The 20,723-nt window shown below is 60.1% G+C and carries 17 protein-coding genes and 1 riboswitch; of the genes, 7 read left to right on the forward strand and 10 right to left on the reverse strand.

Features of this window, described 5'->3' with window-relative positions; translation table 11 throughout:
• Positions 1-133 precede the first annotated feature (133 nt).
• The gene (murI, locus tag ACF8MC_RS22375; RefSeq protein WP_033649902.1) at positions 134-997 is read right to left on the reverse strand and encodes a glutamate racemase; all 864 of its coding nucleotides are present in this window, start codon (positions 995-997) and stop codon (positions 134-136) included.
• Positions 942-2,813, reverse strand: a complete 1,872-nt coding sequence (gene btuB, locus ACF8MC_RS22380; RefSeq protein WP_033649900.1) for a TonB-dependent vitamin B12 receptor BtuB — start codon at positions 2,811-2,813, stop codon at positions 942-944. Before btuB ends, murI begins: the two co-directional genes overlap by 56 nt.
• Positions 2,814-2,881: 68 nt before the next feature.
• Positions 2,882-3,095: riboswitch (cobalamin riboswitch) on the reverse strand.
• A 122-nt stretch (positions 3,096-3,217) separates the two neighbouring features.
• Between btuB and trmA the strand changes: the two genes are divergently transcribed.
• Positions 3,218-4,321, forward strand: coding sequence for a tRNA (uridine(54)-C5)-methyltransferase TrmA (gene trmA, locus ACF8MC_RS22385; RefSeq protein WP_033636420.1), 1,104 nt, complete (start codon positions 3,218-3,220; stop codon positions 4,319-4,321).
• Between the two features lie 34 nt (positions 4,322-4,355).
• Here the strand turns inward: trmA and ACF8MC_RS22390 are convergent, their stop codons facing one another.
• Both ACF8MC_RS22390 and fabR read right to left on the reverse strand, forming a co-directional pair.
• The gene (locus ACF8MC_RS22390; RefSeq protein WP_025304650.1) at positions 4,356-4,727 is read right to left on the reverse strand and encodes a YijD family membrane protein; all 372 of its coding nucleotides are present in this window, start codon (positions 4,725-4,727) and stop codon (positions 4,356-4,358) included.
• A gap of 15 nt (positions 4,728-4,742) precedes the next feature.
• Entirely contained in the window at positions 4,743-5,375 is a 633-nt protein-coding gene (fabR, locus tag ACF8MC_RS22395; protein ID WP_004931044.1) for an HTH-type transcriptional repressor FabR, read from the reverse strand.
• Between the two features lie 217 nt (positions 5,376-5,592).
• Between fabR and sthA the strand changes: the two genes are divergently transcribed.
• Positions 5,593-6,990 carry a Si-specific NAD(P)(+) transhydrogenase gene (gene sthA / locus ACF8MC_RS22400; RefSeq protein ID WP_004931047.1) on the forward strand — a complete coding sequence of 466 codons (1,398 nt, stop codon included), beginning with the start codon at positions 5,593-5,595 and terminating at the stop codon, positions 6,988-6,990.
• On the opposite strand, the gene oxyR is transcribed toward sthA, so the two are convergent.
• On the reverse strand, positions 6,973-7,890 hold the full coding sequence (gene oxyR, locus ACF8MC_RS22405) for a DNA-binding transcriptional regulator OxyR (RefSeq protein ID WP_033636422.1): 918 nt from the start codon (positions 7,888-7,890) through the stop codon (positions 6,973-6,975). The two genes, sthA and oxyR, sit on opposite strands and share 18 nt — an antisense overlap.
• Before the next feature lie 151 nt (positions 7,891-8,041).
• Between oxyR and ACF8MC_RS22410 the strand changes: the two genes are divergently transcribed.
• From ACF8MC_RS22410 to ACF8MC_RS22420, 3 genes are all read left to right on the forward strand, one after another.
• Positions 8,042-8,773: a glutathione peroxidase gene (locus ACF8MC_RS22410; protein WP_019452251.1), complete on the forward strand. Its 732-nt coding sequence runs from the start codon at positions 8,042-8,044 to the stop codon at positions 8,771-8,773.
• A gap of 72 nt (positions 8,774-8,845) precedes the next feature.
• The gene (locus ACF8MC_RS22415) at positions 8,846-10,294 is read left to right on the forward strand and encodes a dihydrolipoyl dehydrogenase (protein ID WP_049212130.1); all 1,449 of its coding nucleotides are present in this window, start codon (positions 8,846-8,848) and stop codon (positions 10,292-10,294) included.
• A gap of 182 nt (positions 10,295-10,476) precedes the next feature.
• On the forward strand, positions 10,477-10,803 hold the full coding sequence (locus ACF8MC_RS22420) for a type II toxin-antitoxin system HicB family antitoxin (RefSeq protein WP_033649898.1): 327 nt from the start codon (positions 10,477-10,479) through the stop codon (positions 10,801-10,803).
• Between the two features lie 36 nt (positions 10,804-10,839).
• Here ACF8MC_RS22420 and argH read toward each other — a convergent pair whose 3' ends face one another.
• The 4 genes from argH to argC form a co-directional block, all read right to left on the reverse strand.
• On the reverse strand, positions 10,840-12,213 hold the full coding sequence (gene argH, locus ACF8MC_RS22425) for an argininosuccinate lyase (protein WP_033636426.1): 1,374 nt from the start codon (positions 12,211-12,213) through the stop codon (positions 10,840-10,842).
• Positions 12,214-12,281: 68 nt separating this feature from the next.
• A complete protein-coding gene (locus ACF8MC_RS22430) occupies positions 12,282-13,502 on the reverse strand; it encodes an argininosuccinate synthase (protein WP_033649897.1) in 1,221 nt (406 codons plus the stop codon).
• Positions 13,503-13,527: 25 nt separating this feature from the next.
• Entirely contained in the window at positions 13,528-14,301 is a 774-nt protein-coding gene (gene argB, locus ACF8MC_RS22435) for an acetylglutamate kinase (RefSeq protein ID WP_033636427.1), read from the reverse strand.
• A 20-nt stretch (positions 14,302-14,321) separates the two neighbouring features.
• On the reverse strand, positions 14,322-15,326 hold the full coding sequence (argC, locus tag ACF8MC_RS22440; protein ID WP_025304655.1) for an N-acetyl-gamma-glutamyl-phosphate reductase: 1,005 nt from the start codon (positions 15,324-15,326) through the stop codon (positions 14,322-14,324).
• A 216-nt stretch (positions 15,327-15,542) separates the two neighbouring features.
• On the opposite strand from argC, the gene argE reads away from it, so the two are divergent.
• On the forward strand, positions 15,543-16,688 hold the full coding sequence (argE, locus tag ACF8MC_RS22445) for an acetylornithine deacetylase (protein WP_033649896.1): 1,146 nt from the start codon (positions 15,543-15,545) through the stop codon (positions 16,686-16,688).
• 257 nt (positions 16,689-16,945) lie between these two features.
• A complete protein-coding gene (gene ppc / locus ACF8MC_RS22450; RefSeq protein WP_033638623.1) occupies positions 16,946-19,582 on the forward strand; it encodes a phosphoenolpyruvate carboxylase in 2,637 nt (878 codons plus the stop codon).
• A gap of 106 nt (positions 19,583-19,688) precedes the next feature.
• Here the strand turns inward: ppc and metF are convergent, their stop codons facing one another.
• Positions 19,689-20,585, reverse strand: coding sequence for a methylenetetrahydrofolate reductase (gene metF / locus ACF8MC_RS22455; RefSeq protein WP_033636430.1), 897 nt, complete (start codon positions 20,583-20,585; stop codon positions 19,689-19,691).
• Positions 20,586-20,723 lie beyond the last annotated feature (138 nt).

A 20,723-nucleotide genomic window follows, 5' to 3' on the forward strand; every position in this document is an offset into this window, starting at 1 on the left:
TCTTCTCGCTGACCCGGCGGCTTGTCAGTCGTTGTTCCCGGTCAGTGGAGGCGCATTATAGGGAGTTCTCGGCAGGCCGCAACCCCTATTTTCAATATTTTTTCCGACCGTTGAATGTTTAACCAAAACACCGTTAAAGCGGCAGTTTTTTCAACGATTTAAAGCCGTAGCTCTGCAAAACGGGCAATAAAGCGTCAGTATCTTCATTCAACGCCATGCAATAGGCCAGATTCTCTTCCTGGCTCGAGACCAGATTTTCCTGCGTCGAGATGAGCCAGGCGGTACGACGGGCAATCGCCGCGCCGGAATCCACCAGCCGGGTGCCTTCCGGCAACACCTGCATCAGCTCTTCAGCTAATAGAGGGAAATGGGTGCAGCCCAGCACGACGGTATCCGGCGGCTCGCGCATGCTCAGCCACGGATGCAGGATCTTCTTCAGTACCGGCAACGGCACGGCTTCGCCGTGCAGCTTGGCCTCCGCCAGCTCCACCAGCTCTGAAGAGCCCAGCAGCTCAATCTTGCAGTCGGTAGCGAAACGGGAAATCAGTTCGTGGGTGTAGCTGCGCTGTACGGTGCCGCGAGTCGCCAACAGGCCGACAATGCCATTGACGGTAAGACGGGCGGCAGGCTTGATGGCGGGTACCACGCCCACGACCGGGAAACTGAAGCGCTCGCGCAGGGCCGGCAAAGAGACGGTGCTGGCCGTGTTACAGGCAATGACGACAATCGCCAGAGGATGCCGCTGCTGCACTGCGCCGACAATCTCCATCACGCGCTCAACGATAAACTCTTCGGACTTCTCACCGTAGGGGAACGCCACGTTGTCGAAAGCGTATATATAGTGGAGATCCGGCAGCAACTGCCGAATCTCCTGATATACCGACAGCCCGCCGACGCCGGAATCGAAAACCAGCACCGTCGGGCGAGGTGTGGCGGTGCTGTTAGAAGGTATAGCTTCCAGTGAGGTAGTATTCTCTTCCTGGAGTAGCGTAGCCATAGGCCGTCTCATAATCTTTATCAAACAGGTTGGCAATTCTACCACGAACTGTCAGATGAGATGTGACCGGATACGAAACTGCGAGATCCCACAGGCTCACGCCGCCGAGTTTCACGCTCTGCTCCGGATAGGTACTGTAGTCCTTGTCATAACGTTGACCCAAATATTGATAAGTCACCGCCCAGTCAAAGTCATACAGCTGCCAGTCCAGCTCATATTTCACCTGCTGTTTGGCGCGGCGCAGCAGCACTTCGTGAGTTTTTGCGTTGCGCGGGTCGACATAATCGTAACCAATCTGGTGCGTCAGCGGGCCGGTATCAAAAGACGCCGTCGCTTCAATCCCTTTGATGGTCGCCTTACCCACGTTGTAGTAGACGTAGTTGGTTTCCCCCGTCGAATCGATCAAATTGTCAATGTCGTTGCGATAACCGGAGATGCGCCAGGTCACCGGCCCGGTCAGCCCTTCAAAACCGCCTTCCCACTGCTTGCTTTCTTCCGGCTTCAGATCGGTGTTATTGCCAAAGTTGCCGTATAGCTGGCCCATATTGGGTGCTTTGAACGCCGTGCCATACGACGCGATAAAACGGTATCCCTCGACGAACTCCCAGGCCGCGCTGGTTTGCCAGGTGCCGTGCCAGCCAAACTCGGAATGATCGTCACCCCGAACCGCGCCTTCCAGCGTCACCGGGCCAACCAGTTGCTGCGCGGTCAGATAGATGCCTGCATCACGTTGGCTTTTTTCACCCTTTACGGTGGTGGAGTCCGGTTTGATTTTCTGTTGCTGCCAGTCGACGCCAGAGCTTACGGTACCCTGTCCAACCTGCAGCGTATTGCCCCACTGCAGGTTGTACTGTTCGGAATCCACCAGGCTGGCCGAGCTGTCATGCATACCGCGGCGAGGATCGTAATCGTAATCCTTGCTATGGCTGTAGCTGCCGGTCAATTGTGTTGCGTAAATGCCTTCTTTATAACGCAATCCGGTATCCCAGGTTTGGCTGTACAGCTTGCGAGTATCTAGCAGAGAGCTGGCCGGAGAGGAATAGTAACTATCGTACGCCGTGCGGTTGTCGTAGCCATACCCACGTACAAAACCGCTGACCGATTCGCTGAACTGATGCTCAAGCGCACCATACAGCGATTTACTCATAAAGCCATCGCGATCCTGCTGGCTTTGCATACCGGTACTGCCATAGGCCACCACGTCATACCCTTTGGTATAGGTGTAGTCGCCCGCCACCGTCGCCACGGTGCTGTCGCCCAGCTGCTGTTGGGTCGACGCGTCATAGGATTGATAGCCGTTGGAGCCGAGGCCGGCGGAAAGCGTCGTGCCGTTCTTTTCGCGGGTGGTAATGATGTTGACCACGCCGCCGATGGCGTCGGAGCCGTACACCGCCGAGCGCGGGCCGCGAATGTATTCGACTTTCTGCACCAGCGAAATTGGGATTTGGCTAAGATCGGAAGAGCCGCTGACGCCCGCCTGGTTAAGGCGAATGCCGTCAATTAGCACCAGCACGTGGCTGGAGTTGGTGCCACGAATAAACAGCGAGCTCTTTTGCCCCAGCCCGCCGTTCTGGCCAACATCCACGCCCGGCAGGCGGCGCATCACGTCGGTCAGGCTCTTGGCCTGCCAGCGATCGATATCGTTGCGGGTGACGATGGAAGTCGGCGCCAGCACGGAAGAAACCGGCTGCGGGAAGCGGTTGGCGGTCACCACCAGGTTATCGCCATTCGTGGTTGTGGTGTTGTCTTGCGCCCATCCAGAAAAAGCCGTGACGGAGGAAACCACCGCCAGCAGCGTATTTTTTGTAATTGTCATGAGAAAAGCATCCAAACTTAATTGGCGGATGCCGCAGGATCATGGCCGATAGTTCGCGACGGCCACGGACATTGCGACGTAACACCGGCAGGTCTTCGGGCTTGGGATTTGCAGGCCGCGGGGCGCGACCGGCAACGGGCGATGACTTCCCATCCTGCAATGGACAGTGTCTGCGTCGAAACGCTATCGCCGTGACTTCCCCTTACCGCTGCGCGTCAGCTCCGGATTCACACCGGATTCCCTTTTCACTCGCTGCTTGAGGCCGGACGGCAATGCTACGATCAATGAAAATAGATGTCTAGACTGCTACTAATGTTACAAATAATAAACGCGACAAAACTGGACTTCACGGGCTGATTCCCTACAATCCCCGCTGATCAAATTTGCCTGACGAGAAGACACACATGACGCCCGAGAATTTGCCTATTGAACGTTACGATGACCAACTGGCGGAGAAAGTCGCCCGCCTGAAGACGTTGATGTCACCGTTCGCGGCGCCCGAGCCGGAAGTGTTCCGCTCGCCAGTCGACCACTACCGCATGCGCGCCGAATTCCGCATCTGGCACGACGCGGACGACATGTACCACATCATGTTCGATCAGCAGACCAAGCAGCGTATTCGCGTCGATCGTTTCCCGGCCGCCAGCGAACTGATCAACCGCCTGATGAGCGCCCTGATCGCCGCGCTGAAACCGGAACCGATCCTGCGTCACAAGCTGTTCCAGATCGATTATCTGTCGACGCAAAGCGGCAAAATCATCGCCTCGTTGCTGTACCACCGCAAGCTGGATGACGTTTGGCAACGGCGCGCCGAGCAGCTGCGCGACGATCTGCGCGCGCAGGGTTTCGACCTGCAGCTGATCGGCCGGGCGTCGAAGACCAAAATCATGCTCGACCAGGATTATGTTGACGAAGTGCTGCCGGTCGCCGGCCGCGACATGATCTACCGCCAGGTGGAAAACAGCTTCACTCAGCCCAACGCGGCCATGAACGTGCAGATGCTGGAATGGGCGCTGGCGGTGACCGCCGGTTCCAAAGGCGATTTGCTGGAGCTGTATTGCGGCAACGGCAACTTCTCGCTGGCGCTGGCGCGCAATTTCGAGCGCGTGCTGGCGACCGAAATCGCCAAACCGTCGGTGGCGGCGGCGCAGTACAACATCGCCGCCAACCATATCGACAACGTGCAGATCATCCGCATGGCGGCGGAAGACTTCACTCAGGCGATGAACGGGGTGCGCGAATTCAACCGATTGAAAGGCATCGATCTGAGCGGCTACAACTGCGAGACGATTTTCGTCGATCCGCCGCGCAGCGGGCTGGACGAGGAAACGGTGAAGATGGTGCAGGCCTACCCGCGCATTCTGTATATCTCATGCAATCCGGAAACGCTGTGCGCCAACCTGGAAACGCTGCAGGCCACGCACCGGGTCAGCCGCCTGGCGCTGTTCGATCAGTTCCCGTATACCCATCACATGGAATGCGGCGTGCTGCTGGAAAAGCACCGCTGATACGACAGGGGCGCCATCATGGCGCCCCGTTTCATTACGACTCTTGAGTCGGCGCATCCGGCGCCTTGCGCGCCTTCAGTTTCATCCCGATCCACAGCACCAACGCCACGCAGATCACCGACGGCAGGAAGTTGGAACCGATCTGCGGGTATTCGGCGCGCACGATGGCGCTGTACAGCAGCAGCCCCAGCAGGAAACAGGCCGCCGCCAGCTTCGGCATGCCGTCCGGCATAGCGCGGTTCAGGTAACGCTGATGCAGGCAGTACACCGCCAGCACCAACGCGATCAGCGGGAAGATCGAAAACGGCACCACCGAGCTGAACAGCGCGGCAAACGAACCGTTGATCGAAAGGCCGGCAATCAACGCCAGCAGTAAGGTGCCATTTTCACGGCCTGGTTTTTCCATCATTTTTTACCTTTTTTATACGTGGGACACAGAAGCTTTTTCTTGTTCGCGGCGATACCAGTAATACGCCCCTTTGGAGATCATCCGCAGCTGCAGCACCAGCCGCTCTTCCAGCTGCTGCCGCTGCTCGACGTCGATATCCAGCGCTTCCGCGCCGGCGCTGAACACGATGGTGACCATCGCTTCCGCCTGCGCTTCGGTAAAGCTGCGCGGCATGTGGTTTTCCAACTCGAGGTAGTCCGCCAGTTCGGCGATGAAATGCTGGATCTCGCGCGCCACCGCCGCACGGAATGCCGCCGACGTGCCGGAGCGCTCACGCAGCAGCAGACGGAAGGCGTTCGGGTTGTTGCCGATAAATTCCATAAAGGTGGACACCGAGGTGCGGATCACGCTGCCGCCCTTGGCGATGCGTTGGCGCGCCTGGCGCATCAACTGACGCAGCATCAGGCCGCTTTCGTCCACCATGGTCAGCCCCAGCTCATCCACATCGCGGAAATGGCGGTAAAACGACGTGGGCGCGATGCCCGCCTCGCGTGAAACTTCCCGCAGGCTCAGGCTGGCGAAGCTGCGTTCGGCGCTCAGCTGGCTGAATGCGGCTTCGATCAGGGAACGACGAGTCCGTTCTTTTTGTTGTGCTCTGACGCCCATATGCATATCCGGATAGGTTCCATTCTCTCAGTCTAACGCCCTAGACTCGGCAATATAGCAAATTTTATTGCAACAGCATTTATACTAACGCGCTCTATCACACTTCCGCCCTGAGCCGATTGTGCTTTGCCTCAAAAAGCCTAATGGTGATTGGGTGAGCAGCGCTATGATGTTAAGATACCGTTGTAATCTTGTATAAAAAACAGGTCTCTCCTACATGCAACAGCACTATCAATTTGATGCCATTGTGATTGGCTCGGGCCCTGGTGGTGAAGGTGCCGCCATGGGGCTGGTGAAACAGGGCGCCCGCGTGGCCGTTATCGAACGGTACAACAACGTAGGCGGCGGATGTACCCACTGGGGCACCATCCCTTCCAAAGCCCTCCGCCACGCCGTCAGCCGCATTATCGAATTCAACCAGAACCCGCTTTACAACAACTCGCGCACGCTCAGCGCGACCTTCCCTGACATTTTACGCCACGCCGATAACGTCATCAGCCAGCAAACCCGCATGCGCCAAGGGTTCTATGAGCGGAACCAGTGCAAACTGTTCGCCGGCGACGCGCGTTTCATCGACGCCAACACCGTCAGCGTCAGCTACATGGACGGCACCCAGGACACCATCCGCGCCGACCACATCGTGATCGCCTGCGGCTCGCGCCCTTATCACCCGGCCAGCGTCGATTTCAATCACCCGCGCATCTATGACAGCGACTCCATTCTCGAACTGAGCCATGAACCGCGCCACGTGATCATTTACGGCGCCGGGGTGATCGGCTGCGAATACGCGTCTATCTTCCGCGGTCTGAACGTCAAGGTCGATCTGATCAACACCCGCGATCGCCTGCTGGCATTCCTCGATCAGGAGATGTCGGATTCGCTCTCTTACCACTTCTGGAACAACGGCGTGGTGATCCGCCACAACGAGGAGTTCGAGAAGATTGAAGGCACCGAAGACGGCGTGATCGTGCACCTGAAGTCCGGCAAGAAGGTGAAAGCGGACTGCCTGCTGTACGCCAACGGCCGTACCGGCAACACAGATTCGCTGGGGTTGGAAAACGTCGGCCTGGAATCGGACAGCCGCGGGCTACTGAAGGTGAACAGCATGTACCAAACCGCGCTGTCGCACATCTATGCGGTCGGTGACGTGATCGGCTATCCGAGCTTGGCTTCCGCCGCCTACGATCAGGGCCGCATCGCCGCGCAGGCGATCGCTTCCGGCGAAGCCAGCGGTCACCTAATCGAAGATATCCCGACCGGCATCTACACCATTCCGGAAATCAGCTCCGTCGGCAAAACCGAGCAGGAACTGACGGCGATGAAGGTGCCGTATGAAGTGGGCCGCGCCCAGTTCAAGCATCTGGCGCGCGCGCAGATCGCCGGGATGAACGTAGGCAGCCTGAAGATCCTGTTCCATCGCGACACCCTGCAGATCCTCGGGATCCACTGCTTCGGCGAGCGTGCGGCGGAGATCATCCACATCGGTCAGGCGATCATGGAACAGAAAGGTGAAGGCAATACTATCGAGTATTTCGTTAATACGACCTTCAACTATCCGACCATGGCCGAAGCCTACCGGGTGGCGGCGCTTAACGGCTTAAACCGCCTGTTTTAACGCGTTGTCGATGTAGCCCTGCATGTGCTCGCGGATCGCTTCGGCCAACTGCTCATAACGGCTGCGCAGTGGGGAACCGGGGCGATACACCAACGCGATGGTGCGCTTCGGTTCCGGCTTGTAGCAATCCAGATAGCAGACGCCGTCGCGTTCGCGCTGCGGCGGCACCGCCAGTGACGGCAGCAGGGTAATGCCGCTGCCGGCCGCGACCATATTGCGCAGCGTTTCCAGACTGGTGGCGCGGAAGTGGGTATCTTCGTCCGCGCCCGCCTGGAAGCAGAAGCCCATCGCCTGATCGCGCAGGCAGTGCCCATCCTCCAGCATCAGCAGCTTCTCTCCCGCCAAATCCGGCATCGCCACGCGCTCGCGCTGCGCCCACGGGTGATCGGAATACACCGCCAGCTTCATCGGTTCATCGAACAGAGGCACTTCGATAAACGCCTCGGTTTCCTTCACCAATGCCAGAATGGCGCAGTCCAATTTGCCGCTGTCGAGTTGCGCCAGCAGTTGCTGGGTTTGCGCTTCGTGCAGGTACATTTCCAGTTTCGGGAAAGTTTTGTGCAGCGTCGGGATGATCTGCGGCAGCAGATAAGGCCCCACGGTCGGGATCAGGCCGATGTGCAGCGGCCCGGACATGGCTTCGCCCTGCTGGCTGGCCATCTCCTTCAATACTTTCACTTCGCGCAGCACGGTACGCGCCTGCTCCACCAGCAGCAGACCCGCCTGGGTGAACAGCACCTTGCGGCTGGTGCGCTCGAGCAGCATGACGCCCAACTCGTCTTCCAGCTTGCGGATCTGCCCGCTCAGCGTGGGTTGGCTTACATGGCATGAATCGGCCGCGCGGCGGAAGTGCCGGTGCTCGGCCAAGGCGACCAGATACTCTAAATCACGAATATTCATTGTTTCCCTCCATTCCATGATAGCTCATGGCGATAGATAAGATAGCAATGAGCGATTAGATCTATCAACCCCCAGCGACAATAATGTGTCCCAACGAAGCGATATCGCGCTAAATGCTAAAAATTAATTTTGCTAATTAAGGGGTTAATCAATGTTTACCAGTCAAGAAGGCAAGAAAGTTCCTCAGGTTACTTTCCACACCCGTCAGGGCGACCAATGGATTGATGTGACCACTGATGACCTGTTCAAAAACAAAACCGTTATCGTGTTCTCGCTGCCGGGCGCATTTACGCCAACCTGTTCTTCGAGCCATCTGCCGCGCTACAACGAACTGTCCAGCGTATTCAAGCAGCACGGCGTCGACGGCATTCTGTGCGTCTCGGTGAACGATACCTTCGTGATGAACGCCTGGAAAGCCGATCAACATGCGGAAAACATCACCTTCGTGCCGGACGGCAACGGTGAATTCACCAAAGGCATGAACATGCTGGTCGAGAAAGCGGATCTGGGCTTTGGCCCGCGTTCATGGCGCTACTCGATGCTGGTGCGCGACGGCGTGGTCGAGAAAATGTTCGTCGAACCGAACAAGCCGGGCGACCCGTTTGAAGTGTCCGACGCCGACACCATGCTGAAATACCTGGCGCCGGAATTCAAAGTGCAGGAGTCGGTCTCCCTGTTCACCAAGCCGGGCTGCCCATTCTGCGCCAAAGCCAAGCAAATGCTGCAAGAGCGCGGCATTCAGTATGAAGAGATCGTACTGGGCAAAGACGCCACCACCGTCAGCCTGCGCGCCGTCAGCGGCCGCGCCACGGTGCCGCAAGTGTTCATCGGCGGCCGTCACATCGGCGGCAGCGACGATCTGGAAACTTTCCTGTCAGCTTAATAAGTAATAACAAAGCCAACGTGAACTTTGGCGGGCTACGGCCCGCCCTTTTTTTACCTTTCAGGAGCGGATATGAAACTGTTGAACGTTGATGTTGCGGTCATCGGCGGCGGCACCGCAGGGCTCGGCGCCTATCGCGCGGCCAAACTGTCTACCCCCAGCGTGGTGATGATCGAAGGCGGGCCTTACGGCACCACCTGTGCGCGCGTTGGCTGCATGCCATCCAAGTTGCTGATCGCCGCTGCCGAAGCGGTACATCAAATCGAACGCGCGCCGGGCTTTGGCGTGCACCCAACCGGTACAACCCGCATCGACGGGCGCGAAGTGATGGCGCGCGTCAAACGCGAACGCGATCGCTTCGTCGGCTTCGTGCTGGAAGGCGTGGACGAGATCCCGGCCGGCGATAAAATTCAGGGCTATGCCCGCTTTATCGACGACAACACGCTGCAGGTCGACGAGCATACGCGCATCGTGGCGCAGCGCATCGTGATCGCCACCGGTTCCCGCCCCAGCTGGCCGGCGCCGTGGAACGAACTGGGCGATCGTCTGATCGTCAACGACGATCTGTTCAACTGGGATGATTTGCCGCAGTCCGTAGCGGTATTCGGCCCTGGCGTCATCGGGCTCGAGCTGGGGCAAGCGCTGCACCGCCTCGGTGTCGACACCAAGGTCTTCGGCATCGGCGGCGCCGTCGGGCCGCTGACCGACAGCGCCGTGCGCGACTACGCCGCCAACGCGCTGGGGGAAGAGTTCTATCTCGACGCCGACGTGAAGGTAGAGATGATGCAGCGCGAAGGCGACCGCGTATTTATCCGCTATCGGGATCTGCAGGGCCAACCGCAGGAGATCCTGGTGGACTACGTGCTGGCCGCCACCGGCCGCCGCCCCAACGTCGATCGGCTGGGCCTCGAAAACACCGGCTTACAGCTCGACGCCCGAGGAGTGCCGTTGGCCGACCGCCTGACGATGCAAACCAGCGTGCCGCATATTTTCATCGCCGGCGACGCCAGCAACCAGCTGCCGCTGCTGCATGAGGCCAGCGATCAGGCGCGCATCGCCGGCGCCAACGCCGGCAGTTTCCCGGAGATCAATCCGGGCCTGCGCCGCAGCGCGATTTCAGTGGTGTTCTCCGATCCGCAGATCGCCATGGTCGGCTCGACCTTCCGCGAGCTGAGCGAGAAGTTCAGCGCCTGCGGCTGCTTTGAAGTGGGCCAGGTCTCGTTTGAGAATCAGGGCCGCTCGCGGGTGATGCTGCGCAACAAAGGCATTCTGCACGTCTACGGCGAGCAAGGCACCGGCCGTTTCCTCGGCGCGGAAATGATCGGCCCGGACGCCGAGCACATCGCGCACCTGTTGGCCTGGGCGCATCAGCAACAGATGACCGTCGATCAGATGCTGGACATGCCGTTCTATCACCCGGTGATCGAGGAAGGCTTGCGCACCGCGCTGCGTGACCTGCAGGCGAAGCTCAAACTCGGCACGGCCGAAATCGAGCGCTGCCAGCGCTGCCCGGGCGAATAACCTCTCATTCTCCGTTCATCCCCACCGGGCCTTCAGGCCCGGTTTTTTTGCGCAGCACTTTCCACATTTTCCTCCCTCCTCTTGCCTCACGGCCCTTCTGCGTTCATTTTTTATGCTTCGACATTGAAGTGATACCAATAACGATACTAGAATAAAGCAGGGAGCCAGAATGGAGGAAGAACATGGAAAAGCATGAACACTATACCTATCGCATCACCTGGTCAGCGGAAGATCGTGAATATGTCGGGCTGTGCGCCGAATTCCCCTCGTTGTCCTGGCTGGCGGCCACGCGTACCGGCGCGCTGGAGGGTATCGAAAAAGTGGTGAGCGAAACGATCGACGATATGTTGGCGCAAGGTGAAACGCCGCCGCAGGCGCTGGCGGAAAAGAACTTCAGCGGAAAACTGGTGTTGCGCATGACGCCGGAACAGCATCGGCGGCTGGCGATCGGCGCGATGGAGGAAGGCGTGAGTCTGAACCGTTATCTGTGCGCACGCCTGGCGGGGTAGAGGTTCAAGGGCGGCACCGGGCCGCCCTTGTCGTCGTCAAGCCAAACGCTGTTTCGCTGCGGCGATTGCCGCGGCCACCTGCTGCGGCGCGACGCCGCCTTTGGCCGCACGCTTGTCCAGGCAGGATTGCAAGGCCAGGATCGGGTAAACGTCGTCGCCGATCGTTGCGCTGAACTGCTGCAAGTCCGCCAGCGGCAGCGCTTCCAGCGGTTTGCCCTGGCGAATCGCTTCTACCACCGCCTCGCCGACGATATGGTGCGCCTCGCGGAACGGCACGCCCTTGGCGACCAGGTAATCCGCCAGTTCGGTGGCGTTGGCATAGCCCTGCTCCGCCGCTTCCTGGCAGCGCGGGCGCTTCACCTGAATGCCGTCCAGCACCAGCGCCGCCATCTGCAGGCAGTCCATCCAGGTGTCGAGCGCGTCGAACAGCCCTTCTTTGTCTTCCTGCATGTCTTTGTTGTACGCCAGCGGCAGGCCTTTCAGCGTCATCATCATGCCGGTCAGCGCGCCCTGCACGCGGCCGCACTTGCCGCGGATCAGCTCCAGCGCGTCCGGGTTTTTCTTCTGCGGCATCAGCGAAGAACCGGAGGTCACACGGTCGGACAGCTCGACAAACGCCGCTTCACCGCTGTTGAAGAAGATCAGGTCTTCGGCGAAGCGCGACAGGTGCACCATGCTGATGGCGGCGTTGGACAGCAGCTCCAGCACGTGATCGCGATCGGATACGCTGTCCAGGCTGTTGCGGGTCGCCGAGGCGAAGCCCAGCCAGCCGGCCAGCTGCTCGCGATCGATAGGATAAGCGGTGCCGGCCAGCGCGCCGCTGCCCAGCGGGCTGACGTCCAGCCGTTTCAGGGTATCCTGCAGGCGGCTCTCATCGCGCGCCAGCATCTCGACATAGGCCAGGCACCAGTGCGCGAAAGTCACCGGCTGCGCGCGTTGCAGGTGGGTATACCCCGGCATCACCGCATCCTGGTTGGCTTCGGCGGTCTCCACCAGCGCCTGCTGCAGCTGGACGATCGCCTGATGCAGATCGCCGACTTGCTGTTTGCACCACAGCTTCAGATCGGTCGCGACCTGATCGTTGCGGCTGCGGCCGGTGTGCAGCTTCTTGCCCAAATCGCCGACCTTCTCGATCAGCTTCTGCTCCACCCAGCTGTGGATGTCTTCGGCATCGCTTTGGACGATCGCCAAAGGATCGGCCTGGACCTCCGTCAGTAGCGCATTCAGCGCCTGCTCCAGCTGCTGTTGCTCCGTTGCCGTCAACACGTTAACGGTCACCAGCGCCTTCGACCAGGCCACCGAGCCCACGATATCCTGCTCCGCCAGGCGATAATCGAACCGCAGCGAATCGTTGAGTTGCTTGAACCGCTGATCCGCCGCCTGAGTGAACCGTCCGCCCCAAAGTGCCATATCTTACTCCTGAATTTTTATGCGAAAGGGCGCAGCATGCTGCGCCCTTGCAGAGTCACGCCAATCGATTATTTATTCTTTTTCTCGTTCAACGCGCGGATGCGTGAAGACAGAGAGAACAGGCGGATAAAGCCGCCCGCGTGGCTGTGATCGTAAACTTCGTCTTCGCCGAAGGTGGCGAACTCTTCGGAGTACAGGCTGTTGGCGGATTTTTTCTGGATCGCCGTCACCTGGCCTTTGTACAGCTGCAGCACCACTTCACCGTTCACCTCTTCAGCCAATGCTTCGGCAGAGGCCTGCAGCGAGCGGCGCAGCGGCGCGAACCAGCGGCCGTCGTACACCACATAAGACATCTCCAGGCCCAGCTGCTCGCGCCATTTGAAGCTGTCGCGGTCCAGCACCAGCTGCTCGACGGCGCGCAGCGCCGCCACCATGATGGTGCCCCCCGGGGTTTCATAGCAGCCGCGGGATTTGATACCCACCAAGCGGTTTTCCACGATGTCGATACGGCCGACGCCGTGCTTGGCGCCCAGCGCGTTCAGGGTTTCCAGGCACTGGTACGGCGACAGCGCTTTACCGTTAACCGCCACGACGCGGCCTTTCTCAACGGTGACGGTCACCTGCTCAGGCTGGTCCGGCGCTTCCTGCGGATCGACGGTCCACACCCAGCAATCTTTGTTCGGCGCATTCCACGGGCTTTCCAGCACGCCGCCTTCGGTGGAGATGTGCCAGGCGTTTTCATCGCGGCTGTAGATCTTCTCCAACGACGCGGTAGTCGGGATGTTGCGCTCTTTCAGGTAATCCAGCAGCGCTTCACGGGAACGCAGGTTCCACTCACGCCACGGCGCCACCACTTTCAGCTGCGGTGCCAGCGCGGTGTAGGTGGTCTCGAAGCGCACCTGGTCGTTGCCTTTGCCGGTCGCGCCGTGGCACAGCGCGTCGGCGCCCACTTTCAACGCCAGCTCGACCTGCGCCTTGGCGATGATCGGCCGCGCCATCGAGGTGCCCAGCAGGTAGCTGCCCTCGTACAGGGCGCCGGTCTGCAGCACCGGATAAACGTAATCGCGGATAAATTCTTCACGCAGATCGACCACGTGACATTCAGAGGCACCGGACTGCAGGGCTTTTTGCTCCACGCCTTCCAGATCGCTGCGCTCCTGACCGATGTCCGCCACGAACGCCACCACTTCACAGCCGCCGTAGTTCTCTTTCAGCCATGGAATGATGGCCGAGGTATCCAGGCCGCCGGAGTACGCCAGAACGATTTTTTTGATGCCTTGGTTTTGCATGATCTATTCCTTTCTAATTCTAAAATTAAGCGAGGATCCGGGTGCCAATCGACACGCCGTTAAACAAAGCAGGAAGCTGATCGGCATGGCGCCAGCTGGCGATATCCACCGGGCGGCCGAGGGTGCGGGCCGCGTCGAGCGCCGCATTCACCTTCACCACCATACCATCGGTGATAATGCCTTGCGCGATCAGTTGTTCCGCTTTTTGCGCCGTCATTTCCGCAATGCGTTGCCCCTTGCCGTCGAGGATGCCGCTGACGTCCGACAGCAGGATCAGATCCGCCCCCAGCGTCGCCGCCAGCGCCGTCGCCGCCTGATCGGCGTTCACGTTCATTAACTGCCCATCGGCGGTGATGCCGATGGAGCTGACAACCGGCAGGTAGCCGGCGCTCAGCAGGGTATTGAGCAGCGCGGGCGAACCGGGCTGCGCGTTGCCGACGTGGCCCAATGCCGGATCGAGCGGGGTCACGACTGCGCTGCCGCCGTCCGCCAGGCTCAGGCCGACGGCGTTGATTTGGTGTTTAATCGCCCACGCCAGCAGCGTTTTGTTGGCGGTGCCGGCCAGCGCGCCGGTGATGATGTCGATCTGATCGGCCGGCGTGACCCGCAGGCCGTTCTTTTTCACCACCGGCAAAGAGAGCTGCTTCATCAGTTCGTCCACCACGCAGCCGCCGCCGTGCACGATCACCAGCGGGCGCTGATGCTGCTGCCGGTAGCTGTCCAGCGCGGTAAACAGACGCTCCAGCGCTTCTTCACTGTCTAATAACACGCCACCTAACTTGATAATTAACGGGTTCATTGCTGTTTACTCACGCTGGTTTAAAGGAGTGACTGGGTTTCCGGGAAGCCGAAACGGATATTCAGGCATTGCACCGCCTGTGCCGCCGCGCCTTTCAGCAGGTTGTCTTCCACCGCCACGGCGATCAGATGCTCGCCCTGCACCGCAAAGCCGATGTCGCAGAACGGCAGCCCCACCACCGCTTTCAGCGCCGGCACGCCCTGGTCGTACAGCCGCACCAGCGGCTTGTCGTCATAGGCGGCGTGATAGGCGGCGGCCACGTCCTGCGCGGTCACGCCGGCCTTCAGGCGGCAGGTGATGGTTTCAAGGATGCCGCGCGGGAAGTTGCCCAGGTGCGGCGTAAAGATGACCGGCACGCCCAGGTGCGCGGCGATCTCCGGTTGGTGCCGGTGGGTGAAAATACCGTACGGCTGCAGGCTCACTTCGCAGAAGCTGGTGGTCATGCTGGCCTTGCGCCCGGCGCCGCTGACGCCGCTGGTGGCGTTGATCACCGGCCACTGGTCGAGGTTCAGCAGCTGCTTCTCGATCAACGGCTTCAGCGCCAGCTGCGCCGCCGTCGGGTAACAGCCCGGCACGGCAATCAGCTGCGCCTGTTTAATCTTGTCGCTCTGCCATTCCGCCAGGCCGTATACCGCCTGCTCCAGCAGGGCGCCATGCTGATGTTCAAAACCGTAGTACTGGCTATAAAAACCGGCGTCCTGCACGCGGAAGGCGCCCGACAGATCGAACACCACGCAGCCCGCCGCCAAGAAGGCCGGTGCGATATCGTGGCTGACTTCATGGGCGGTGGCGAGGAACACCACGTCGATGCCCTGCGCCGCCTTGGCAACGTCGGTCAACGGCTGCAGCGGCAGATCGACGATGCCTTTCAACTGGGGATGGAGATCGGAAAGCAACTTTCCTGCATCTGCACTTTGCGCTGAAACCGCTAAAGCGGTTATGTTCATGTGTGGGTGGCGATTCAGGTAAGCCGTGAGCTCCGCTCCGGCGTAACCGCTGGCACCAACGATCAGCGTATTCAACATGTGGCCTTTCACCTTCTAAACTGACGTGCGGTCGCTTGCGACCCAGGTAACAGGGCTAGCCAGCGTTGTTGCGCCGTTCACCCACGGAGCCAGGCGTTGATGCTTTTATAAACATCCGGGTATCGGGTTCCCTTACGCGTCGGCTTACTGTATTTTTATTCAAAATAAATGCATGAATATTGATACTATCCTAACCAAAGGCTGTCAACAGTGAAGATGAAATTACCTCCATTTATTGAGCTGTACCGGGCGTTGATCGCAACGAAGTCGATCAGCGCCACCGATGCCGGCCTCGATCAGAGCAATGAGGCGTTAATCAACTTGCTGGCCGGCTGGTTTGCCGACCTGGGCTTTCGCGTCGACGTGCAGCCGGTGCCGGAATCGCGCCACAAATTCAACCTGCTGGCCAGCATCGGCGAAGGCAGCGGCGGCCTGCTGCTGGCCGGCCATACCGATACGGTGCCTTACGACGAAGGCCGCTGGACGCGCGATCCCTTCACCCTGACCGAGCACGACAACAAGCTCTACGGCCTGGGCACCGCCGACATGAAAGGCTTCTTCGCCTTTATTCTGGATGCGGTGCGCGACATCGACGCGAGCAAATTGACCAAGCCGCTGTACATTCTGGCTACCGCAGATGAAGAAACGACGATGGCCGGCGCGCGTTATTTCGCCGCTTCCACCGCCATTCGTCCGGATTTCGCCATCATCGGCGAACCGACCTCGCTGCAGCCGGTGCGCGCGCACAAGGGCCACATGGCCAACGCCATTCGCATCGTCGGCCAGTCCGGCCACTCCAGCGATCCGGCGCGCGGCGTCAACGCCATCGATCTGATGCACGAATCCATCGGTCGCCTGATGGAGCTGCGCAAAACCCTGCAGGAGCGCTACAACAATCCGGCGTTCGCCGTGCCTTATCCCACCATGAACTTCGGCCATATCAGCGGCGGCGACGCGGCCAACCGCATCTGCGCCTGCTGCGAGCTGCACCTGGATATCCGCCCGCTGCCCGGCATGACGCTAGACAACATCAACGAGCTGATGCATCAGGCATTGGAGCCGGTGAGCCAACGCTGGCCGGGCCGCCTGACCATCGAAGAGCTGCACGCGTCGGTGCCGGGTTACGAATGCCCGACCGACCACCGCATGGTGGCGGTGATCGAGGAGCTGCTGGGCACCCGCACGCAGGTGGTCAACTACTGCACCGAAGCGCCGTTCGTGCAGCAGGTCTGCCCGACGTTGGTGCTCGGGCCCGGTTCCATCGATCAGGCCCACCAGCCGGACGAATACATCGACACCGCGTTTATCGAACCGACGCGCAAACTGCTGGGCCAGCTGGTCAATCACTTTTGCCGGCAGTAAACCCGACATTTAACAGGGGAAACGCGCTATGCTTCCCCTAACTCAAAATAAGTAGAAAACGGCGAAATAACCCACGCTGATAACCGATGCGGCGTAATTAAATTTCAGAAAATGCGCCGATTTTGATGTTTTTTTGCTAAAAATAGTGTCAATTGACGATTGGACAGGAACGCGATGTGATCAGGCAGGCGGTCTGCGCCTGACGCGTGAAATTTATTTACAAGATAAAAATCATACAGAACTGGGTCAGGGGTTATATGAACGAACAATATTCGGCAATGCGCAGTAATGTCAGTATGCTCGGCAAATTGCTCGGCGATACCATCAAAGAAGCGCTGGGCGAGCATATTCTCGATCGCGTTGAGACCATCCGTAAGCTTTCCAAATCTTCACGCGCCGGCAACGAAGCGCATCGCCAGGAGCTGCTCTCCACCCTGCAGAACCTGTCCAACGACGAGCTGCTGCCGGTGGCGCGCGCCTTCAGCCAGTTCCTCAACCTGACCAACGTCGCCGAGCAGTACCACAGCATTTCGCCCAACGGCGAAGCCGCCAGCAATCCGGAAGCGCTGGCGCAGCTGTTCAGCCGTCTCAAAGACAAAAAGCTCAGCGACAAAGAGCTGCAGCACGCGGTGTCGCAACTTTCCATCGAGCTGGTACTGACGGCGCACCCGACGGAGATCACCCGCCGCACCCTGATCCACAAGCTGGTGGAGGTCAACACCTGTCTCAGCCAGCTCGATCACAACGATCTGGCCGACTACGAGCGCAACAAGATCATGCGCCGCCTGCGCCAGCTGGTGGCCCAGTCGTGGCACACCGATGAAATTCGCAAACATCGCCCTTCCCCGATCGACGAAGCCAAATGGGGCTTCGCGGTGGTGGAAAACAGCCTGTGGGAAGGCGTGCCGGCGTTCCTGCGCGAGTTCAACGAGCAGTTGGAAAACTCCATCGATTACAGCCTGCCGGCGGAAGCGGTGCCGGTGCGCTTCACCTCCTGGATGGGCGGCGACCGCGACGGCAACCCGAACGTGACCGCCGAAATCACCCGCCATGTGCTGTTGCTCAGCCGCTGGAAAGCCTGCGACCTGTTCACCCGCGATATTCAGGTGCTGGTCTCCGAGCTGTCGATGACCGAATGTACCCCGGAGCTGCGCGCCCGCGCCGGCGGTGACGAGGTGCAGGAACCGTACCGCGAAATCATGAAGCAGCTGCGCAGCCAGCTGATGAGCTCCCAGGCCTATCTGGAAGGCCGCCTGAAGGGCGAACGCGTGCTGAAGCCGCACGACCTGCTGGTGAACAACGAGCAGCTGTGGGAGCCGCTGTATGCCTGCTACCAATCGCTGCAGGCCTGCGGCATGGGCATCATCGCCAACGGTCAGCTGCTGGATACCCTGCGCCGCGTGCGCTGCTTCGGCGTGCCGCTGGTGCGCATCGACGTGCGCCAGGAAAGCACCCGCCATACCGAGGCCATCGCCGAGCTGACCCGCTACCTGGGGCTGGGCGACTATGAAAGCTGGTCGGAAGCCGATAAACAGGCGTTCCTGATCCGCGAACTGAACTCCAAACGCCCGCTGGTGCCGCTGAAATGGCAACCGAGCGCCGACACGCAGGAAGTGCTGGAAACCTGCCGGGTGATCGCCGAAGCGCCGCAGGGCTCGATCGCCGCCTACGTGATTTCGATGGCGCGCACGCCTTCCGACGTGCTGGCGGTGCACCTGCTGCTGAAAGAGGCCGGTTGCCCGTTCGCGCTGCCGGTCGCTCCGCTGTTCGAAACCCTCGACGATCTGAACAACGCCGACGACGTGATGACTCAGTTGCTGAACATCGACTGGTATCGCGGCTTTATTCAGGGCAAACAGATGGTAATGATCGGCTACTCCGACTCGGCGAAAGACGCCGGTGTGATGGCCGCTTCCTGGGCGCAGTACCGCGCGCAGGACGCGCTGATCAAAACCTGTGAAAAGGCCGGCGTGGCGCTGACGCTGTTCCACGGCCGCGGCGGTTCCATCGGCCGCGGCGGCGCACCGGCGCATGCGGCGCTGCTGTCGCAGCCGCCGGGCAGCCTGAAGGGCGGCCTGCGCGTCACCGAACAGGGCGAGATGATCCGCTTCAAATTCGGCCTGCCTGAAGTCACCATCAGCAGCCTGGCGCTGTATGCCGGCGCGATCCTCGAGGCTAACCTGCTGCCGCCGCCGGAACCGAAGAAAGAATGGCGGGCGCTGATGGACGATCTGTCAGACACCTCCTGCCGGATGTATCGCGGCTACGTGCGTGAAAACCCGGACTTCGTGCCTTACTTCCGCGCGGCCACGCCGGAGCTGGAGCTGGGTAAACTGCCGCTGGGCTCACGCCCGGCCAAACGCAAGCCGAACGGCGGCGTAGAGAGCCTGCGCGCCATTCCGTGGATCTTCGCCTGGACGCAGAACCGCCTGATGCTGCCGGCCTGGCTCGGCGCCGGCGCCGGATTGCAGGAGGCGGTGAAAGCCGGCAAACAGGCGGAACTGGAGGCGATGTGTCGCGACTGGCCGTTCTTCTCCACCCGCATCGCCATGCTGGAAATGGTGTTCGCCAAGGCCGACCTGTGGCTGGCGGAATACTACGATCAGCGCCTGGTGGATAAATCGCTGTGGCCGCTGGGCCAACAGCTGCGCGATCAGCTGGAAAGCGACATCAAGGTGGTGCTGACCATCGCCAACGATGCGCACCTGATGGAAGACCTGCCGTGGATCGCCGAATCCATCGCGCTGCGCAACGTTTATACCGACCCGCTGAACGTCTTGCAGGCCGAGCTGCTGCACCGTTCACGCCAGCAGGAGCAGCCGGACGCCCGCGTCGAGCAGGCGCTGATGGTCACCATCGCCGGCGTCGCCGCCGGGATGCGCAACACCGGCTAGCGAGCCTCATCGCGGCCCCGTTTATCGGGGCCGTTTTTTTATGCCTTTCCCCCACAAAAAAAGGGCGCCGCGGTAAGCGACGCCCTTTTTCAATGGAACAGGCCTGTCAGGCGGCGGCCACCGGGCGCACGCCCAGCGTGTGGCAGATGGCGTAGCTCATCTCGGCGCGGTTCAGCGTATAGAAGTGGAAATCTTTCACGCCTTCGCGGCTGAGGATCTTCACCATGTCCATGGCGATGTTGGCGCCGACCATTTTGCGGGTCTCCGCATCGTCGTCCAGCCCTTCGAACATGCTGGTCATCCAGCTTGGCACCCGCACGTTGGTCATGGTGGCGAAGCGCTGCAGCTGCTTGAAGTTGGATACCGGCAGAATGCCCGGCACGATTTCCACGTCGATACCGGCGGCGACGCAGCGGTCGCGGAAGCGCAGGTAGCTCTCAACGTCGAAGAAGAACTGGGTGATGGCGCGGCTGGCGCCGGCGTCGATCTTGCGCTTCAGGTTGATTAAATCGGCCTGGGCACTCTTCGCCTCCGGGTGCACTTCCGGGTAGGCGGCGACAGAAATGTCGAAGTCGCCCACGTCTTTCAGCAGCGCCACCAGATCGGTCGCGTACATGTCCGGCTTGCCGCCGCCCGGCGGCAGATCGCCGCGCAGCGCCACGATATGGCGAATGCCGCTGTTCCAATAATCGGCCGCGATGTCGCGCAGCTGCGCCGGGCTGGCGTCGATGCAGGTCAGGTGCGGCGCCGCCTCCAGGCCGGTGCGCTCCTTGATCCCCTTGATGATGCTGTGGGTGCGATCGCGCTCGCCGGAGTTGGCGCCGTAGGTGACGGAAACGAATTTGGGTTTGAGGATGCTCAGACGATCGATCGACTGCCACAGGGTCTCTTCCATCTCGCTGGTGCGCGGCGGGAAGAACTCGAATGATACGTTAATCTGGCCGTTCAACTCCGCCAGACTCTGATTCAGCGCTTCCCGCTGGTTTGCGTGGAAAAAGCTCATACCCTGCTCACCTCTTATCAATCACTGTTTTTTTCATCTTGATGAGCGTCTATACGTTTAGACGTCTAGATAGAAAATGCCGCATGTTGGCTAAAGAGTCAACAGGAAAATGAGGGGAATAAGATGATTAATCTTCAC

The organism is Serratia sp. LACPHL-BACT-2024-00286, assembly GCF_043109535.1.
In the GTDB taxonomy this organism is placed as follows: domain Bacteria; phylum Pseudomonadota; class Gammaproteobacteria; order Enterobacterales; family Enterobacteriaceae; genus Serratia; species Serratia sarumanii.

What these genes read in the sequence shown, in the direction of transcription:
- argC (WP_025304655.1), bottom strand. Translation starts at nt 15,326, where the DNA reads ATGTTGAATACGCTGATCGTTGGTGCCAGCGGTTACGCCGGAGCGGAG.
- metF (WP_033636430.1), bottom strand. Translation starts at nt 20,585, where the DNA reads ATGAGCTTTTTCCACGCAAACCAGCGGGAAGCGCTGAATCAGAGTCTG.
- murI (WP_033649902.1), bottom strand. Translation starts at nt 997, where the DNA reads ATGGCTACGCTACTCCAGGAAGAGAATACTACCTCACTGGAAGCTATA.
- fabR (WP_004931044.1), bottom strand. Translation starts at nt 5,375, where the DNA reads ATGGGCGTCAGAGCACAACAAAAAGAACGGACTCGTCGTTCCCTGATC.
- ACF8MC_RS22390 (WP_025304650.1), bottom strand. Translation starts at nt 4,727, where the DNA reads ATGGAAAAACCAGGCCGTGAAAATGGCACCTTACTGCTGGCGTTGATT.
- trmA (WP_033636420.1), top strand. Translation starts at nt 3,218, where the DNA reads ATGACGCCCGAGAATTTGCCTATTGAACGTTACGATGACCAACTGGCG.
- argE (WP_033649896.1), top strand. Translation starts at nt 15,543, where the DNA reads ATGAAATTACCTCCATTTATTGAGCTGTACCGGGCGTTGATCGCAACG.
- argB (WP_033636427.1), bottom strand. Translation starts at nt 14,301, where the DNA reads ATGAACCCGTTAATTATCAAGTTAGGTGGCGTGTTATTAGACAGTGAA.
- argH (WP_033636426.1), bottom strand. Translation starts at nt 12,213, where the DNA reads ATGGCACTTTGGGGCGGACGGTTCACTCAGGCGGCGGATCAGCGGTTC.
- btuB (WP_033649900.1), bottom strand. Translation starts at nt 2,813, where the DNA reads ATGACAATTACAAAAAATACGCTGCTGGCGGTGGTTTCCTCCGTCACG.
- ppc (WP_033638623.1), top strand. Translation starts at nt 16,946, where the DNA reads ATGAACGAACAATATTCGGCAATGCGCAGTAATGTCAGTATGCTCGGC.
- ACF8MC_RS22415 (WP_049212130.1), top strand. Translation starts at nt 8,846, where the DNA reads ATGAAACTGTTGAACGTTGATGTTGCGGTCATCGGCGGCGGCACCGCA.
- sthA (WP_004931047.1), top strand. Translation starts at nt 5,593, where the DNA reads ATGCAACAGCACTATCAATTTGATGCCATTGTGATTGGCTCGGGCCCT.
- oxyR (WP_033636422.1), bottom strand. Translation starts at nt 7,890, where the DNA reads ATGAATATTCGTGATTTAGAGTATCTGGTCGCCTTGGCCGAGCACCGG.
- ACF8MC_RS22410 (WP_019452251.1), top strand. Translation starts at nt 8,042, where the DNA reads ATGTTTACCAGTCAAGAAGGCAAGAAAGTTCCTCAGGTTACTTTCCAC.
- ACF8MC_RS22430 (WP_033649897.1), bottom strand. Translation starts at nt 13,502, where the DNA reads ATGCAAAACCAAGGCATCAAAAAAATCGTTCTGGCGTACTCCGGCGGC.
- ACF8MC_RS22420 (WP_033649898.1), top strand. Translation starts at nt 10,477, where the DNA reads ATGGAAAAGCATGAACACTATACCTATCGCATCACCTGGTCAGCGGAA.